The sequence below is a fragment of the Sinorhizobium sp. BG8 genome (assembly GCF_016864555.1).
Taxonomy (GTDB): Bacteria; Pseudomonadota; Alphaproteobacteria; order Rhizobiales; family Rhizobiaceae; genus BG8.
Genome location: NZ_CP044011.1, coordinates 1,568,213 through 1,585,538, shown reverse-complemented (window position 1 = coordinate 1,585,538; position 17,326 = coordinate 1,568,213). Strand labels below are relative to the sequence as shown.

13 protein-coding genes and 1 pseudogene are annotated in these 17,326 nt (G+C 65.2%); 11 read left to right on the top strand and 3 right to left on the bottom strand.

The window, feature by feature from the left end; genetic code table 11:
• Window positions 1-103 precede the first annotated feature (103 nt).
• The 3 genes and pseudogenes from F3Y30_RS07335 to F3Y30_RS07325 form a co-directional block, all read right to left on the bottom strand.
• Window positions 104-1,315, bottom strand: coding sequence for a M20/M25/M40 family metallo-hydrolase (locus tag F3Y30_RS07335; protein ID WP_203425818.1), 1,212 nt, complete (start codon window positions 1,313-1,315; stop codon window positions 104-106).
• A gap of 48 nt (window positions 1,316-1,363) precedes the next feature.
• Window positions 1,364-2,913: pseudogene (locus F3Y30_RS07330) on the bottom strand (AbgT family transporter).
• Between the two features lie 292 nt (window positions 2,914-3,205).
• Window positions 3,206-3,463, bottom strand: coding sequence for a YMGG-like glycine zipper-containing protein (locus tag F3Y30_RS07325; RefSeq protein ID WP_203426515.1), 258 nt, complete (start codon window positions 3,461-3,463; stop codon window positions 3,206-3,208).
• 722 nt (window positions 3,464-4,185) lie between these two features.
• Between F3Y30_RS07325 and F3Y30_RS07320 the strand changes: the two genes are divergently transcribed.
• The 11 genes from F3Y30_RS07320 to F3Y30_RS07270 all read left to right on the top strand — a co-directional run bounded on the left by F3Y30_RS07320 (window position 4,186) and on the right by F3Y30_RS07270 (window position 17,323).
• The gene (locus F3Y30_RS07320) at window positions 4,186-6,237 is read left to right on the top strand and encodes a phage tail sheath C-terminal domain-containing protein (protein WP_203425817.1); all 2,052 of its coding nucleotides are present in this window, start codon (window positions 4,186-4,188) and stop codon (window positions 6,235-6,237) included.
• Between the two features lie 11 nt (window positions 6,238-6,248).
• Complete coding sequence (locus F3Y30_RS07315) at window positions 6,249-6,776, top strand: phage tail protein (protein ID WP_203425816.1); 528 nt, start codon at window positions 6,249-6,251, stop codon at window positions 6,774-6,776.
• A gap of 29 nt (window positions 6,777-6,805) precedes the next feature.
• Window positions 6,806-7,654 (top strand): hypothetical protein, encoded by an 849-nt coding sequence (locus F3Y30_RS07310; RefSeq protein WP_203425815.1) that lies wholly within the window; start codon window positions 6,806-6,808, stop codon window positions 7,652-7,654.
• A gap of 269 nt (window positions 7,655-7,923) precedes the next feature.
• Entirely contained in the window at window positions 7,924-8,379 is a 456-nt protein-coding gene (locus F3Y30_RS07305) for a hypothetical protein (protein ID WP_203425814.1), read from the top strand.
• Window positions 8,380-8,381: 2 nt separating this feature from the next.
• Window positions 8,382-9,638 (top strand): DUF4255 domain-containing protein, encoded by a 1,257-nt coding sequence (locus F3Y30_RS07300; protein WP_203425813.1) that lies wholly within the window; start codon window positions 8,382-8,384, stop codon window positions 9,636-9,638.
• Window positions 9,639-9,725: 87 nt separating this feature from the next.
• Window positions 9,726-11,552, top strand: a complete 1,827-nt coding sequence (locus F3Y30_RS07295) for an ATP-binding protein (protein WP_203425812.1) — start codon at window positions 9,726-9,728, stop codon at window positions 11,550-11,552.
• Complete coding sequence (locus tag F3Y30_RS07290) at window positions 11,549-11,785, top strand: hypothetical protein (RefSeq protein ID WP_203425811.1); 237 nt, start codon at window positions 11,549-11,551, stop codon at window positions 11,783-11,785. The genes F3Y30_RS07295 and F3Y30_RS07290 overlap by 4 nt, the downstream gene beginning before the upstream one ends.
• Window positions 11,782-15,237 (top strand): DUF4157 domain-containing protein, encoded by a 3,456-nt coding sequence (locus F3Y30_RS07285; protein ID WP_203425810.1) that lies wholly within the window; start codon window positions 11,782-11,784, stop codon window positions 15,235-15,237. The genes F3Y30_RS07290 and F3Y30_RS07285 overlap by 4 nt, the downstream gene beginning before the upstream one ends.
• A gap of 11 nt (window positions 15,238-15,248) precedes the next feature.
• Complete coding sequence (locus F3Y30_RS07280) at window positions 15,249-15,896, top strand: hypothetical protein (protein ID WP_203425809.1); 648 nt, start codon at window positions 15,249-15,251, stop codon at window positions 15,894-15,896.
• A gap of 9 nt (window positions 15,897-15,905) precedes the next feature.
• On the top strand, window positions 15,906-16,190 hold the full coding sequence (locus F3Y30_RS07275; RefSeq protein WP_203425808.1) for a hypothetical protein: 285 nt from the start codon (window positions 15,906-15,908) through the stop codon (window positions 16,188-16,190).
• Window positions 16,190-17,323, top strand: coding sequence for a hypothetical protein (locus F3Y30_RS07270; protein WP_203425807.1), 1,134 nt, complete (start codon window positions 16,190-16,192; stop codon window positions 17,321-17,323). Before F3Y30_RS07275 ends, F3Y30_RS07270 begins: the two co-directional genes overlap by 1 nt.
• Window positions 17,324-17,326: the final 3 nt, after the last annotated feature.

Genomic DNA, 17,326 nt, shown 5'->3' with positions numbered 1-17,326 from the left:
CGCTGATGGAAACAGGCCCGGCCGCCTCGGTGCACGCAAACGCGTGCCGCGGCCCGCGCGGCGAAGCGCGGGACCGCGGAAGGCATGGCGGGGCAATGAAAACTCATGTGGCCGCTTCATCGAGCGTCGCCATGAGGATCCCGAGCCGGCAACCCTTCTCGTACTCCGCGAGATTCACATATTCCTTGATGGTGTGGATCTCGGCCTGGCCGGCGCCGATAGTGATCGTGGGAACACCGTGCTTGTCGAGCCAATTGGCGTCCAGTCCTCCGTTGGAGAACACGTAGACAGGTTCGATACCCAGTATCCCGAGAGCCTTCGTCGCACGCTTGACCACCGGGCTGTCCTTGCCCAGCTCGAAGGGCGGGTAGGAAGCCTTGTGGGTGAATTTCACCTCGGCCGTCACCCCCTCGTGATCCTTCACCTCGCCCTGCGCCTTGGCGAATGCCTGCTTGTAGCCCTCGGCGATCTTGGTGGCGAAGGCAGCCTCGGGGCTGCGTGCCTCTCCCTTGATGTACGCGAAGTCCGTGACCACGTTCGTCGCGTCACCGGCCGGCTTGTTGTCCTTGCCGCCGAAGATGCCGACATTGCTCGTGCCGCGGCCGTCGGGCTTGATGATCTTTCCGAACCAGCCGGCACGCTGCGCCTCGGTCAGCGCGATCGCCCCGACCAGCGTGGCGGAGATCCCCTTGTCCGGTGCAACGCCGGCATGGGACGCGCGGCCGGTGATCTCGACCTCCCAGTTCTCCTGACCGACGGCACCGACGATCAGATCGGACGCGAGCTGGCCGTCGACATTGATGCACATCACCGCGCCGCCGAGATCGGCGGGTTTCAACTCCCGCGCACCGTGGAGCCCGCTCTCCTCCCGCACTGTAAACAGGAGAGTAATCGGCGGATGGGGGAGCTTGTTCTTGATGAGGGTTTCGGCAAGCACGACGAGGAGTGCAACACCGGTGCGGGCATCGCCGCCGAGTGCGGTGGTGCCGTCCGAAACGATCCGGTCGCCCTCCCGCCGCGGCTTGGCGCCCGCGCACAGCGGCACCGTGTCGAGATGCGTGGAGAACAGAAGCCGCGGTCCCGGACGCGTTCCGGGAAGATCCACGATCAGGTTGCCCGTTTCGGTCGGGAGCGGAATGCGCTTGTTGGCGTCGTCGAACCGGATGGCCGATTCCGGCACGCCGATCTTTTTCAGCGCGTCTGTGACGGCAGCGGCGATGTTGGCCTCATGGCCGGTGACGCCTTCGACGGAGAGAAATCGCATGAGATGTTCTTCCGCTGCAGCGACGTCGAGGGGGATGGTACTGCTGTTCATGGTGTCCCTCCGTTTCTTTGAGTTTTCATCTGCCCGAGACCGGGGCCGTCACAGTCCCCACGGCAGGCCGAGCATTTTCCAGACCGCGAAGAGAGCCGTCCAAAGCACAAACATCCAGACGACGTAGGGGAGCATCAGGGAGACGATCGTGCCCACACCGGCGGACTTGTCGTATTTCTGGGCGAAACCAACGACGAGTGCGAAATAGGCGTTGAGGGGCGTGATCGCGTTCATCGGCGAGTCTCCCACCCGGTAGGCTGCAAGCACCGCTTCAGGCTCGACGCCGAGCTTCATCAGGAGCGGCACGAAGACCGGAGCGAAGATTGCCCACTTGGCAATGGCACCTGTCAGCAGCAGATCGATGATGGCCACCACGACGATGAAGCCGAGCAGCAGCGGCAACGGCCCGATGTTGGCGGCCTGCAGGGCACCCGAAAGGCTGAGCGCCATGACGGTACCGATGTTGGTATAGGTGAAATACGCCACGAACTGGCTGAGAACGAAGAACAGGAAGATCGTGCCGCCCATGTTCTTGATCGATTTCTCGATGGCCGCAATGACTTCCGAGAGTGTCCTCAGCGTGCCGGCGCCGATTCCGTAGGTCCAGCCGGTCACCAGGAACATGAGCATGATAAGCGCGATAAGCCCGTTCATGAAGGGCGAGTTGCCGATGAGCTCGCCCGTGGTCGGATTGCGCAGTGGCGCGCCCGACGGCACCGTCAGCAGCAGGAACACCACGATGAGGCCGATCAGGCCATAGAGAGCGTAGCGCAGCCCACGCGATTCCTGCTCGGAAAGTGCGGCGCCATGGTCCTGGGAAACGCCTTCGGCCGATTTTTCCGGGTCATAGGTTCCAAGGCGCGGCGAGATCATCCGGTCGGTAATGAAGGCAACAACGAAGGTCAGGAACAGTACCGATGCGATGGAGAACCAGACGTTCGAAGCAAGGCCGATCGAGCGGTTGGGATCGACGAGCCGCGCGGCATCGTTGGTGAATTCGACGAGGACGGCGTCGAGAGGCTTGATCAGCATGTTCACCGTGAAGGCGCCGGCGACCGCCGCAAAGCCGAGTGCCAAGCCCGCGAGCGGGTGTCGCCCGACGGCCAGGTAGGCGATGCCCGCCAATGGTATCAGCACCAGATAGCCTGCATCCGCCGCGATGCTCGCGAGGATACCGACAAAGGCGAGAATGTAGGTCAGGGCCCACCGGGGGAAACGATGACGAGCTTGCGGATCAGCGCCGTCACAAGGCCCGACTCTTCCGCGACGCCGGCACCGATCATGGCGCCGATCATCAGGCCCACGGCCGTGAAACTCATGAAGTTCGGAATAAGCGAGGAGTAGAGGAAGCGGATGCCTTCCACATTCAGCAGGCTACGGATTTCCGTCGTGGCGCTCTCGATCTCGTGGGTGTCGGGATTGATGCGCTCATAGGTGACCGCCGCCCCGAAAGCGCTGAGCAGAGCCGACAGGACAATCACAATCCCGATAAGGATCAGGAAGATGACCACGGGATGGGGAACCATGTTTCCCACTTTCTCGACGCCGTCGAGAAATCTTTGCATCGTGGTCTTTGGTGCGGCGCTGGCGGTGGCCATGTCTTGTCTCCCATTGAGCCGAAGCACTGCGTCCCAAGAGATCGCTGGAACCAGAGTCTAGATTTTACGCACTGCGAAAGGCGGACGAGCCTTGCCCGATGTCTCCCGTACATCGACCCGCTGCCGTCCACCGCGCCCCGCGAGCCCATGTCCGACACGGAACGCAATGTGAAATAGAGAGGCTCAGCGTTGCGAGCAGGAAGGCGCGGTCAGCATGCCCCACCGGCGTGTCAAAGACGCCGGACGCGCTGGCCACGAAGGAGCCGACCGTCATTATTGGTCGCCTGGCCGTTCAGCGCGGGCAGGCCGCGACATACCGACGGCCGTTGCGATCGCGGTAGTAGCACTGACCGGGCTGACCGGCCACGTTGCCGATTAGAGCGCCGGAAACGCCGCCGATCGCCGCACCCACGGCGGCCCCACGGACGTCGTTGGTCACCGCGCCACCGATGATGGCGCCGGATGCGGCACCGATGCCCGCTCCCCGTTCCGTTGCCGTGCAGCCTGCAAGCGACAGACCCACCAACGAAAACAGCAGAACCTCCTTGATTGCTCTCATTACTCTCCCCTATGTCAGGTCAGCAAATCGGGCCGCGGTAACGCAAGCCACTAGCGTCGTTTTTTTAAGTATTATGTTGCCGGCGACTGTCTGTGATCGGCATAGAATCCCAAAACCAAGCTCTGAGTTCAAATTTCTCGACCTCGCCATGAAAACGGAAAGACATGCCGGCGTCGAAAAAACGTTGGCGCGGCGGGCACATGGCGACGATTCCGCCAGATGCTCTTGCTGCTTCAAGGATGATGTCTTGAACACATTTTGAGCACCCGTCCGCAGTTCTTCGAACAACTGATCGGTTGGGTATCTGTCTCCAATATGCGGCGGGAAGGCGAAATGCGGCCGGCTCTGCGACCGTGTCACCCAAAGTGCAAGGCAGAGCTGACACCATCCGCCATTCGGCGTATTGCGCTCGACCGCGGCAGCCTCGCCCGGATCGAGATGAATAGTCTCGAAACGAGATCAATTCAAAGTAGAATTTTGTTACCCAGCGGAAGTTAACGAAAAATATTGCTCGAATTTTCCGCCGCATCACGTTGAAGATACACCACAATCAATACGAGATACGGCGTCGTTACACTTGAGTATTGACCATCGGTTGAATTGGACTAATATTGTCTCTCGTAATCAACAGCTCCCCCTAATACTTCCGTTCGCCGGAAATTTCCGTCGCACGACGCGTATCGCGTGCCCAACGCTCGAGTCGGAGTCTGACGATGCCCGTACGTCCCACTTATCCAGGTGTGTATATTGAAGAGATTCCAAGCGGCCTGCGCCCCGTTGCGGGTGTCGCCACTTCGATCACAGCCTTCATCGGAACATTCAGCCGCGGCTTGCTTGACGAGGCCGTGCATGTGCTCAGCCAATCCGATTTCGAACGAGAATTCGGCGGGATAGAGCGCAACAGTGAAACGTCCTATGCCGTCCAGCAGTTCTTCCTGAACGGGGGCACCGACGCCTATCTCGTGCGGGTTGGCCATGACGGTAGCGGCGGGGCGACGGCGATCGCGGCCTCGACGGTAACCTTGCCTGCCCTCGACGGATCGGACCTGATCGACGTGACCGCGGGACGGCGCATCCGCGGACAGTCCGCGGTCAATCCCGGAGCCTGGGGCGACAACCTGCGCATCGCCATCACGCACAACGGAACCGATGACGACGCGACCTTCAATCTCGTGGTCAGCGAGCTGAGGATCGCCGGAGCCACGGCCGCCGTGGTCACCAGCGAAGCCTTCAACAATCTCACCACCGAACCCAATACCGCCAACAACGTCATCGACGTCGTGAACCAGGGGTCACGCCTGGTCCAGCTCGCGCTTGCCGCGGGCGTCGTGCCGGCTGCCCCCTTCCCCCGCCCCCAGGCAACGGGAATGGTGAGCGGCGAACTCGGCGGCACGCGGCCGGTGTTTGCGGATCTCGACGGCCTGTCGATCACGATCGCGGGTTCCGGCGCGGCCGCTCAGGCGCTCACCATCGCTCCCGACGTTCCACCGAACCCGACAGCGACGGAAAGGCAGACCCAGGCGAGTTTCGTCAACTGGGCGCAGCGTTTGCAGACGGCCATCCGCGCCGTCGCGCCACGCTTCGCACCCGAACTGCAGACCTACCTTTCCGGCGCGACCGTTGCGATCATCGGCGACGGCACTGCGGCCCAGCCGCGGCATTTCGTGGTAACGCCGGGCGTCGGACCGCGCACGTTTGCCGCCGACACCCTGTTCGTATTCTCCGGCGCCGACGTCGCCAATTACGCACTTGAGCCGGCCACGGCCGCCGCCAATGCTACGGAGCATCTGCCGACACCGGGCGCCGCCTATGCGCTCGACGGCGGTGACGACGGAACCGTACTGGACGGCGCAACCTATGCCGTGCCGCTCGCCGTGTACCAGGGGAACGCCGGGGCTCGGACCGGACTGTGGGCACTGGAAGACGTCGATCTGTTCAACATCCTGTGCCTCCCCGATGCGGCTCGGCTCGACGCGTCCGAAGCGCGGTCCCTCTATGCCGCGGCCGAGGCCTATGTCAGCGACCGGCGCGCCATGCTGATCGTTGATATTCCCGAGGCGGTGCGGCTCGTCGACCAGATGCATGCGTGGCTCTCCGACAACGAAAGCCTGCGCCATCCCAACGGCGCGGTCTATTACCCGCGCACAGTCCTTGCCGATCCGCTGAACCAGGGTCGGGCGCGTTCCGTCGCTTCCTCCGGCACGATTGCCGGGCTTTGGGCGCGCACCGACGGCGCACGCGGCGTATGGAAGGCGCCGGCCGGCACCGAAGCGCGGCTGCGCAACGTCGAGAGCCTCGCGTACCAGATGACGGATCTCGAGAATGGAACGCTGAACCCCCTTGGGGTGAATGCGCTGCGGACCTTTCCGATCTACTCCAACATCTGCTGGGGTGCCCGGACGCTCGATGGCGCGGACCTCATCGCCTCGGATTTCAAATACATCCCGGTTCGTCGCATCACGCTCTTCATCGAGGAAAGCCTCTACCGGGGAACCAAGTGGGTCGTGTTCGAACCGAACGACGAGCCGCTTTGGGCGCAGATCCGGATGAATGTCGGATCGTTCATGTACGACCTGTTCCGGCAGGGCGCATTCCAGGGCACGACGGCACGCGATGCCTTCTTCGTGAAATGCGACAAGGAGACAACGACGCAATCGGACATCGACAACGGCATCGTCAACATCGAGGTGGGGTTTGCACCGCTGAAACCGGCGGAATTCGTCATCATCAAGATCCACCAGATCGTGCGGCGACCTGAAGCCTGAGGAAATCCGAGATGGCACAGTTCACAGTCAATCCCCGCCGCTTCGACCCCTACAAGAACTTCAAGTTCCGCGTGAAGTGGGATGGTCGCTATGTGGCCGGCATCAGCAAGGTCGGCGCCTTGAAACGCTCCACCGAGGTCGTGGAGCACCGCGAGGGTGGCGATCCGTCCACCAGCCGAAAGTCACCGGGCCGGACGAAATACGAGGCAATCACGCTTGAACGCGGCGTAACGCACGACCTCGAGTTCGAGCAATGGGCGAACAAGGTATGGAATTTCGGTGCCGGCCCCGGTGCCGAGCTTTCGCTTGCCGACTTCCGCAAGGACATCATCATCGACCTGTTCAACGAGGCGGGACAAAAGGTCATTTCCTACAATGTCTTCCGTTGCTGGGTTTCGGAGTACCAGGCACTTCCCGACCTGGACGCGAATGCCAATGCGGTGGCGATCCAGACCCTGAAGCTCGAAAACGAGGGCTGGGAGCGTGACATCGCCGTAACGGAACCGAGCGAGCCGTCCTTCACATTCCCGCCGGGCTAGTCGATCACCCGCGATCCAGGAGAGTTCTGATGGACACCATCGAGGTCGAACTCGCGCAGGGACTGTTTCGCAACGGGGTCTTCCATCGCTCAAGCAAGGTGGCGCCGCTGACCGGCCGCGCGGAATCCGACCTGAGGGACAGCGTGATGGCGCAGCAGAGCAACGCCGACGTGGCGACGCGGCTGCTTGCGACGTCGGTCGGCGCCATCGGTGCGCTCTCCCCGCTGACAACCGAAGACATGGCCGACCTGACCGTCGGAGATCGCGAACGGCTGCTCTTCGCACTCTACAGGGCGAGCCTCGGGTCGAGGATCGACGTGCTCGCGACCTGCTGGCAATGCGAAGAGGTGTGCGAACTGGACATCGCAGCCCAGGTCGCGCCGCCACATCAGGCACCTGCGCAGGCGTTGCATCACCTTGACTATGAACGCGACGATGCCGCCTGGCGCATCGGCTTTCGCCTGCCGACCGGCCGTGACCAGGCCGACCTCGCTTCGGCAGCATCCGAAGGTCGTGATGACGCAGAAATGCTCCTGTTACGCCGCTGCATGGTTGGGGCGACGTGTAACGGCCAGCCGGTCGAGGCGGTTGAACCGGACGAGGAAATGCTTGCGGCCTTCGGGGAGTATGTGCGGCATGCGGACCTGGCGGCCGAAGGCATTGTCCGTTTCGCCTGCCCCGCATGCGGTGCAGGCATCGAGGTTCTGATCGATGCGATGACCATCCTGCGAGGTGCCTTGATGGACGGCCAGAGCATCCTGCTCGACGTGCATCGCCTTGCCCGAACCTATCACTGGACCGAACGGGAGATCCTCGCTCTCACGGGCAATCGCCGCCGTGACTATCTCGCCTTGATCGAGGAGGAGGAACAGGCATGACCGGTTTCCTCCGCTCTCTGCTGATCCGGGGCGCGGGACCATCCGCGGCAGGTCAGGCGCAGTTTGCGACCGTCGCCGCCCGCCCGCGCTTTGCCCAGCCGCTACCGCGCGCGGTCCCCATCCCAGGCCCGGCGCGCGAAGCCGTGGCGGAGGCGCCCGTATCGAAGCGTCATCGCCCCCCGGCAGAAAGGACTCCACCCCCTGCCCCCACACTCGATCGACACACGAAACAAGACGCCCCGGCGGTCGAGAAGGCAACGAGGGCAGCCGTGCGCGCGATCGAGGCGCAAGGCCTGATACTGCCCCCGTCGGAGGCGATCGTCCGGTCATCGCCGGCAGCAAGTCCGACCGCCCTCCCGGTCTCGACGCGCATGGAGCAGGCCGTTTCGCCGAAGCCGATGACGAGCGAGCACGACCCCGCCGCCATCGTCGCGCGTGAGCCCCACGGCACTCCCCTTCCCGACACGGTCGACGACGCCGTCGACGTCGTGGCCTTGATCGCCGCGGAGGAGACCCGGCCGAAGGGGCCGCCCTCCGCAATGCGATCCCGCCAGCCGGCGCAGTCGCCGCAGAAGGACGCCTCGATCCCGGCCAACGGCACCACCATCGAGATCGGCCACATCGAGATCGTGATCGCGCCGCCTCAACCCAACACCAGAAGCGAACCTGAACGCACGCGCGGCTTTGCAGGCTACGAGCAGCGGCGCCTGGGACCGAGGCGGTAGAGATGGCAACGCACGAAGCCATCGCTGCCGTAAGCCGGACCCTGCGCCACTTGCTGCTCGACCGCATGACGACGGCGGCCGAGGTAACGCTCGCTCCGCCGGACGTGACGCCGCAGGGCGTCGACCGCCGCGTCAATCTCTACCTGTACCAGGTTCTCGAAAACGGCGGTCTCAAGAATCAGGACATCCCCGGCAGGGCTCATCCCGGCAGCCCCGGCCGGCCGCCATTGTCGCTGGACCTGCGCTTCCTGCTGTCCACCTACAGCGCCACCGAGGACGCGATCGACTCCGACCTGAACGCGCAGACGCTGCTGGGCGACGCGATGAGCGTGTTGCATGAATTCGGCGTTCACATCGATGAACTCGTCATGACCAAGAATGTCGGCAGCAAACGTATCGGCGATCCGGTGATCGATGTGCTGCTTGCAGACGAGTTCGAGCGGCTGAAGGTCGTGCTGCATCCAATGACCCTGGACGACCTCAGTCGCGTGTGGTCGGCGATGCCGCAGGCGAACTTCCGTCGTTCTGTCGTCTACGAGGCGACCGTGGTGCAGATCGAGACTGTTTCCCCGCGCACGCGTCCCGCCCCCGTGGAGCGGCGTGCGATTTCCGCGACCGTGCGTCGCGCGCCGGCGATCCTGGCCGCCTTTGTCCTTCCGCCGCCAAACGGACCGATCGGCGACATCCGCGCTGCCATCGGGGCGACGCTTGTCATCGAGACCGAGGGTGCGCGGGGAGTACCGGTCTTCGCGGTCCTCGGCACACTGGATCCGGTGCCCCTGCCGGCATCGTCCACCGGCCGCTACGAGTTCGTCGTGCCCGATGACTCCAGACTGCAGCCCGGGCCGCTCGAACTGCATATCGTCGTCGAGGTTGAGAACGACACGATCACCGGCGCCCTCGACCGCGGCACGACCGGCAGCGCGACACGACGGCTGAGGTCGAACACCGTGCTTCTCCAACTCGTCCCGAACCTGACGGTACTGACTGTGCTCGGGCCTGCCGGAGCACGGGTGCTTCGGCTCGACGGCACGCGCTTGTGGCATCGCGCAGCGAAAATCGTGGAGGTCGTGCTGGGGGACCGATCGCGGCGCATCGTGAAGCCGCCGAGCGCGGCTCCGACCGACCCGCCGACCCCGACGCGCATCGAAGTGCCGGTCGCCGGGTTCGATCTTCAGGCTCCGGGCGACTACCCCGTGGCGGTTCTCGTGGACGGTGTGCGCAGCATCGGCCCCGAGCTCATCTATGAACACGCGTGAGGAAGGCATGCTGAGAACGGTCATCGAAGCGGAACCGAAGGGAACGGAAGGGGGCCGGCAGACTGGTTCGGCGCCAACGCCGCGACGATGGAACTTGGGCTTGCCTGGATCGCGGCGCGCCTGACCGATGCCGACGACCACGACGCGCTCCGAAGCGCCTTTGATGCGGCGCGGGCCAGGCAGGCCGCGGCGGGCGAACCCGCGAGCATCGACCGTCTGGCCGCGCTTTTTTCGCTCGCACCGTATGACTGCGACGTGCTGTTGCTCGGCTGTGCAGCGCAAGTCGTTCCGGGCGTCGGCAAGATTGACATCCATATGGCGCTCTCGATGTTCGGAGCCATCGAACCGCTGGAAGCGCGCATCCTCGCTCTTGCCCGGTTCGGCCCGGACGCTCCCCTTCGCCGCTTCCGGCTGATCCGCTGCTCCGATAGCCCACTGCTTGTCCAATCGGTCTTCACGACCGACGAGCGGATCGTGCGGCTGCTGTTGGGGGAAGACCAGACCGTTGCCGAGATCGAGCAGGCGCTCGAGGTGTGCGACTATGGACCGGTTCCCGAGCACAACGTCCACATGATCGAAAGGCTTTGCGAGGCGGTGGACAGAGACCGGCCCTGCGCGGCGCTGGTCGGCCAGCGCAGAAGCGGGCGCCATGCAACCGCGGCGGGGCTTGCCCGTCGCTTCGGGCTCGGGATCCGCACGTTGCGCGCCCACTTCTTCCCCTCCGATCCGGAGCAGAGGCGCGAGTTCGTCGCCGTCCTTGAGCGCGAGGCGGCGCTCGGCCGTTTTGCCGTACTGGTCGACTGCGATGAAGCGGAGGGCAGGCTTGCGGCCGAGGACCTCCTGCATGGTTTTGCCGGTTTCACGATCATCGTCGGCACGCGTCCGCTGAACACCGCCACTCATGTCCCCACCGGCAATTGCCGCTCGCTCACCACGGTCGACCGGATGTCGCTTTGGCATTCGCTTCTCGGACCGAGCGTCCACCGGCTGATCCCCGGCATCGAGGAGCTCGCGGAGCACTTTGCGCTTGGACCGCAGGAGATCGCCCGGCTTGCCGCGGACCCGACACTCGACGGACAGGCCCTGTGGGAAGCCTGCCGCGAGATTGCCGGCAGGGATCTCGCGGGGCTGTCCGAGCGCATAGCGCCCCGGCTTTCCTGGGAGGATATCGTCCTGCCGGACGATGTCGTCGCCCTCCTGCATGCGATCGAGGCGCAGGTTCGCTTCAAGAGCCGCGTGCTCGGGCGTGGCGGGTTTGCGCGATCGCTCGTGCGAGGACAAGGCACCACGGCCCTGTTTGCCGGCCCGAGCGGCGTCGGAAAGACCATGGCCGCCGAGGTGCTAGCCAGTGCCCTGAAGCTCGACCTCTACAGGATCGACCTGTCGTGCGTGGTGTCGAAATACATCGGCGAGACGGAGCGGAACCTGCGGCAGGTCTTCGATGCGGCCGAAGCCGGCGGCTGCGTCCTGTTCTTCGACGAGGCGGACGCGCTGTTCGGCAAGCGGACCGAGGTGAAGGACAGCCACGACCGCTACGCAAACCTCGAGATCAGCTACCTGCTGCAACGGATGGAGGCCTTCTCCGGCCTCGCGATCCTTGCGACCAACCTGAAGAACAATCTCGACCCCGCCTTCCTGCGCCGGCTGCGCTATGTCGTCGACATTCCCTCGCCCGATGCAGCGCTGCGCGAGACGATGTGGCGACGCGCATTCCCGGCCGGCACGCCGACCGAAGGGCTCGACTATGCCGCACTGTCCAGGCTCGACTTCACCGGCGGCAACATCGCCGTGGTCGCCATCAACGCCGCCTATCTTGCCGCCGCCGGGGACGGCGTCGTCAGCATGAAACACATCGAGCAGGCTGCACGGGCGGAGTTTCGCAAGCTCGATCGCGACTTCGGAGGGTGGTCATGAGCGACGCTCCGAAGGTCCACCTCGGGTCGATCCGCGGGGCTGCCGCAGGCGGGCGGGAGTTCGCACGTGCCGTCACCGACGGGATCTCGCAGGCCAGTCAGAGCCTTGGGCCGGAAAGTCACGTCCGCATCCCGAAGATCAGCGTTCACGTCGGCGAAGGCGTGAACGCTCACCAGCTGGCGGCGGCTGTCCGGCGGGAAATCACCCGTGCCATTGGGAGGGTCAAACGATGATGCTTGCCCATCCCGTGGCACAGCCCGCCGGCAAGGCGCCGCAGCCCAAGCCCAAGGCGATCATCCACCGCAAGGCGAAACTCGGTTCCGAGAACGATCCGCTCGAGCACGAGGCCGATCGCGCGGCGGCCGTCGTTCTGGCGGGTGGCAGTGCCAATGTCCTTTCCAGGGCCGGTTCGGTTGCCCAGCGCAAGTGCGCGGCGTGCGAGGAAGAGGAGAAGCACACCGTTCGCCGGAAATGCGCGCATTGCGAGGCCGAGGAAGGTACGTTGCGGCGTAAGGGCGCCGGTCCGGTGGCACAGCCTGCCATAGACGCGGCGGCCGCGGCGGTCAGTACCGGCGGTGTCCCGCTCAGTGCCCGGCAGCGGGCCTATTTCGAACCTCGTTTCGATCATGACTTCTCGGACGTGCGCATCCACCACGATGCCGGGGCGCAACGGGCCGCGGAGAACATCGGCGCGCGAGCCTATACCATCGGCTCTTCGATCGCTTTCGCCCGCGGCGAACGCGACGACACGCTCCTCGCGCACGAACTTGCCCATGTCGTGCAGCAATCGGACGGGACCATCCGGCGCCAGGCGGGGCTCGCGGCGGTGGACACCAGCGGCGGCGGCAGTACCGCATTTCTCGACTCGATCGCCTCCGGCCCCACCTCGCAGGCGGACGGGACGATCACCGGCAGCGTCCGGAAGCGGGAGGTCGCCCCGGCTATCGGGGGCGCGGGTCCCCAGACGATCAGCGACGAGACGGTCAACGTCATCTACGATCCCAAGAATTGCGTCGTGCGCCTGCCCTTCGGGATGAACTTCGTCGCCGCCGCGACATCGGGCGCGGGAGACATCTGCACGCGCGGCGGGGCGGGAGCCGCTCCGCTTGTCAGCGCGGCGCGCCTTGCCGAGATCGGACGGGAAGCCGTCAAGGAAACGCGCGATGGACTGAATGGCTGGTTCAAGCTGAGGGTTACCGGCTGCAAGAACCCCTGCGCTGGGCGCGATATCCCGATCCGCGTCGAGGTGAGCCAGACCACGACCAGTCCGGACGTCACCATCAACGTCGTCAATCGCGGCGGGCGAGCGGACGCAGGTACGATCTGCGCGCCAGACTTCAACCCGGGTACCACGGTGCACGAGAGTGGCCACCAGAGGCTCGGCGCCAACGACGAGTACCGGGAAAACAACCCCGCGAACCGCACCGCCAATCCGGATTGGGCTCGCGATGAGCGTGTCCGGACCGATTTTACGCGGATGGGGTCTCAGAAGACCTATGGTCGCCTTTCCGCCTTCCACGATCGGCATTTCCGCTTCGCGCAAGTCTTCGTGCAGGCTGCACTCGGCGCGGGCTGCACGGTGGACCTAAAACGTGCCCGCAGTCTCCCCGTCGAGGCGCGGTTCACGCTCGGAGGGGTGCCTTCACCGGCAATCTCGGCACAGGCTTCGCCGTCGAGGGAGGCTTGGACGCCGCGCTGCCGATCGACACAAGCCGCCGCTTCAATCTCGAGGCCGGCCTGCACGCCCTCTACCTCAGGGTCCCGGAGGACAAGCGATCCGCGTTGCTCGTCGGAGCCCGCATCGGTCTCTCCGCACAGACGCACCCGGCATTCCCCGGTGCCAAGATCGGCGTCTTCGCCGGCGTGGGCGGCATCGTCTGGCCGGACAAGGAGGCCTACGGCGAAGTCGGAGCCAGAATCGGCATCTTCAACAAAATGCGCCAGGGTCGCCGCATGGGACTGGAGCTCGATGCGGCGCTTGGCCAGGCTTTCAGCGACGACAAGGACAAGCTTCACTACGCCCGAGTGGGCCTCAATTTCGTCTACAGCAGGTGAGCGCGATGCGAGGAAACCAGATAGCAGGGGGAGGAAGGCGGCGATGACGTCGACCCGCGCCATGCCCTGCGCCCGCCATTGCCGCACCCAGCCGGCAGCGGTTCCGCCCGTGCAGCGCAAGGCACGGCTGGGTGCTGTGAACGACCCCGCCGAGCGCGAGGCCGACCGGGCCGCCGACCGCGTGCTTGCCGGCCACAGCGCCGGGATTGCGTCTCCTTCGGCGATACCTTCCGCGACCGTCCGGCGCAAGGCCGCGGCAGCGGACAGAGGCAGTGGTGCGGAAGCCGCGGCCGGCGCTCTCGCAAGACAGACCGGAGCCCCCCTGAGCGCTTCGGAACGCGCCTATTTCGAGCCCCGCTTCGGCCGCGACCTCTCGGCAGTCCGCCTGCATACCGGCGGTGCCGCGGCCCGCGCGGCCGACCGCATCGTCGCTCGCGCCTATACGGTCGGACAGGACATCGGCTTCGCCTCCGGCGAATACAGGCCAGAAACGGTGGCCGGACGGCGGCTGCTCGCGCACGAGCTGGCGCACACGCTGCAGCAGCAGGCCGAAGGCACGGTGCGGCGCGACCCGAAGCCCGCGGTCGCCGACCCGGAGCTGGAAGTCGGCACCCGCCTGCGCGAACCCAGCTATTCCGCCGGCTACGACCTCGCCTTCTACGACCAGGACGAGCCGGAAGCGCAGCGGCGCGCCGCCGACTTCGCCGGCCGCGAGCGCGCGATCGGCATCAAAGATGCGAAATTCACCGCCGGATCGCTGGTGTTCGGCAAGGCGATCAGCGGCGCGAACGCGATCAAGGAAACAGTTCCGAAGATCGCCGGGCTGGTCAATGCGGCGCTCGCCAAGGTGCCAGCCGCTCCAGGCTTGCCAGCGGAAACGGCCGCCGCCCCCGGCAAAATCCGCGCGCTCGCGGTATTCGCACACGGAACTGAAAGCTGGTGCAGCCTCTCGGTAACCAGCAGCAACGCGCCGGGCATCTTCAAGACGATCGCTCCCTATCTCTCCAGCACCGTGCGGATCATCCTCTACACCTGCTCTTCCGCCAAGGGGCCGACCGAAAACCTCGGCGAGACGGAATACGAAAAGTGGCGGAAGGGCACCTTCGAATCCGGCGGCAAGACATCAATGGCGGCGATCGTGCGCGATGCGCTGGTCGATGCCAAGGTCGAGAACGCGCATGTGTGGGGCCATACGACGGTGGGCCATACCAGCCGCAACTTCGCGCTGCGCGAATTCGAGGGTAATGCCGGCAAGGGCAAGGGAACGGAGGGCCATTCCTTCGCCGGCCACTACGTGTTTGACTCGGCCATGCGCAAAGAGACCGTGGACGCGATCGTGGCCGCGATCGGTGCGAGGGGCTACGTGGTCGACCCGACCGCCAAGGCCTTCGGCAGCGCAGTTGCCAGCGTGGTGAGTGACGCCTTCTACGCGGCCTATGCCGAGGCCAACCGCAAGCTCACCGGCAACAATCCGGCCGAGGAAGCGCCGCTCTACACCTACGAGACCGCCCAGCGCATCCTCGAATACTGGAAGGACACCTACTGGCCGCGCGAGATGGCCGAGGCGGTCTCGAACGTCATCAAGGCGGCGCGGCTGAAGAAGGCGCCACCACCCAGCGCCAAACCCTGAGGGAGACTGCCATGACCGCATCGCCGCGATGGCCGAAAGTGCAGAAGGGCGGGATCGTCGCGTTCCAGCCGCCCGATCCGCTGCCGATCGTCGTCGCGTTCCAGTACAATCCGGACGAGGTGACGCGCTCGATCTCCGCGCGCTCGGCCTCGGGCGGCGGGCGGGGCGACGCGCGCCGGCTGAACGGGCCGCCCGACGAGACGCTGACCTTCTCGGTCGAGATCGATGCGGCCGACCAGTTGGAGAAGCCCACGGAAAACGCCACCACTGTCGCGAGCGGTCTTCATCCCGCCCTCGCGGCGCTGGAAAAACTGGTCTATCCGCCCTACTCCGCGGTCCTCGCCAACGAGATCATCGCGCTTGCGGGCGGCGCCTTCATCCTGGCCGAAAATGCCCCCATGGCCTTTCTCGTCTGGGGGCCGCACCGAGTCCTGCCTGTTCGGCTCGAAAGCCTGTCGGTGCGCGAGGAAGCTTTCGATCAGGCTCTCAACCCCATCCGTGCGCGCGCCGACCTGACGCTCAAGGTGCTGACCTACCGCGACCTCAGCGTCGCCGATCCCGGCTACTTCGTCTATCTCGCCTCGCTCACGCAAAAACAGGCCATGGCAGCGCAGGACACGTTCGGGGCCCGCTCCGGTCTTCAGGCTCTGGTCCCATAGGAGGTAACGATGTTCTTCCGAGGCAGCCGCTACGAATACATAGCCGAGGCCGAGCACATCGGCGCCGACGGACGCGTGATACGCTACAAGCGGATGCGCTTCATACCGGCGACAATCGCCAGCCAGCGCTATGTCGTGGGCACCGGTGACCGGCCCGACCTTGCCAGCGCGTCAACGCTCGGCGATCCAGAAAGGTTCTGGCAGCTGTGCGACGCGAACCGGGTGATGCGCCCGGTCGACCTGACGGAACAGGCCGGCACGATCATCGCCGTGCCCTCACCGGGAGATCTGTGATGAGGCTCCTGCCATCGTTCTTCCTGGTCGAAATTGCCAAGGCTCCCCTGCCGCGCCTGCTGATCGAAGCGCTGAGCTCGATCGAAGTTGAAACGGCTGTCGGCCGGGCATCGATGGTGCGGCTCAGCTTCGATCTCAGCCGGGATTTCCTCGGCGACTACGACGCGGTGGCCCTTCCGATCTTCCGTCCCAACACGCCGCTCACGATCCGGCTGGCGCTTGGCCTGCCGATACCCTTCGCGCTCGTCAATGCCTATGTCACGGAAGCGCGGCTCCTCGGCAGCAACGACCCCGGCCGTTCCATCCTCGAGGTCGTCGCGGCCGACGCTCTCGGCACGCTGCTGGGGCAGCGGCGCGCGCCCAAGACCTGGCCCAACTGCCCGGACAGCGTGGTTGCCGCCGCAATTTTCGCCAGCTACGGCATCATACCCGACGTGATCCCGACGCCGCCGCAGCGCACCATGCTGGATACGACCACGACGCAGCGCAGTTCGGATTCCGTCTACCTCGCCCAACTTGCCGGGCGCAACGGCTATGACCTCTTCATCGCCCCCGAGCCGCTGAGCGGCCGCGACATGGGGCATTTCCGTCCGCCGCTCACCCTGCCGGTACCGCAGGGCGTTCTCTCGATCGATTTCGGACGGCAGACCAACCTGCGCTCCTTCAACGCCTACAACGACATGCAACGCCCGACCTCGATGCAGGGCTTCACCTCGGAGCCGAAGACGCGGGCACCGCTCCCCTATCGTGCACCCATCGCCACCGAAATGCCCATGGGTGCTGAGCCGAGCCTCCTCCGCATCCTGCCGCCTCCGGTCGACCGGATGGCCGCGACCGATGCGGCAAGCCCTCAGGAGGCCCAGTCCGCCGCGATGGCACACGCCACGGCCTCCAGCCGTGCGGTCAATTGCAGCGGGGAGATCGACGGCATCAAGTTCGCCCGGGCGCTGCGTTGCGGCGAGACGGTCCTCGTACGCGGCGCCGGGCGGGAAAACAGCGGCCTCTACTATGTCGATTCCGTCACCCACCGGATTTCGCGCGACGACTACGCCCAGAGCTTTACCGGCTGGCGCAATGCCGTCGGGCTGACCGGTGCCGAGATCTTCATCGACCCCTTCGCCGCGATTGCATGAGAG

Coding starts and splice junctions, on each gene's coding strand:
- F3Y30_RS07335 (WP_203425818.1), bottom strand. CDS start 1,315: ATGAACAGCAGTACCATCCCCCTCGACGTCGCTGCAGCGGAAGAACAT.
- F3Y30_RS07320 (WP_203425817.1), top strand. CDS start 4,186: ATGCCCGTACGTCCCACTTATCCAGGTGTGTATATTGAAGAGATTCCA.
- F3Y30_RS07315 (WP_203425816.1), top strand. CDS start 6,249: ATGGCACAGTTCACAGTCAATCCCCGCCGCTTCGACCCCTACAAGAAC.
- F3Y30_RS07310 (WP_203425815.1), top strand. CDS start 6,806: ATGGACACCATCGAGGTCGAACTCGCGCAGGGACTGTTTCGCAACGGG.
- F3Y30_RS07300 (WP_203425813.1), top strand. CDS start 8,382: ATGGCAACGCACGAAGCCATCGCTGCCGTAAGCCGGACCCTGCGCCAC.
- F3Y30_RS07295 (WP_203425812.1), top strand. CDS start 9,726: ATGGAACTTGGGCTTGCCTGGATCGCGGCGCGCCTGACCGATGCCGAC.
- F3Y30_RS07290 (WP_203425811.1), top strand. CDS start 11,549: ATGAGCGACGCTCCGAAGGTCCACCTCGGGTCGATCCGCGGGGCTGCC.
- F3Y30_RS07285 (WP_203425810.1), top strand. CDS start 11,782: ATGATGCTTGCCCATCCCGTGGCACAGCCCGCCGGCAAGGCGCCGCAG.
- F3Y30_RS07280 (WP_203425809.1), top strand. CDS start 15,249: ATGACCGCATCGCCGCGATGGCCGAAAGTGCAGAAGGGCGGGATCGTC.
- F3Y30_RS07275 (WP_203425808.1), top strand. CDS start 15,906: ATGTTCTTCCGAGGCAGCCGCTACGAATACATAGCCGAGGCCGAGCAC.
- F3Y30_RS07270 (WP_203425807.1), top strand. CDS start 16,190: ATGAGGCTCCTGCCATCGTTCTTCCTGGTCGAAATTGCCAAGGCTCCC.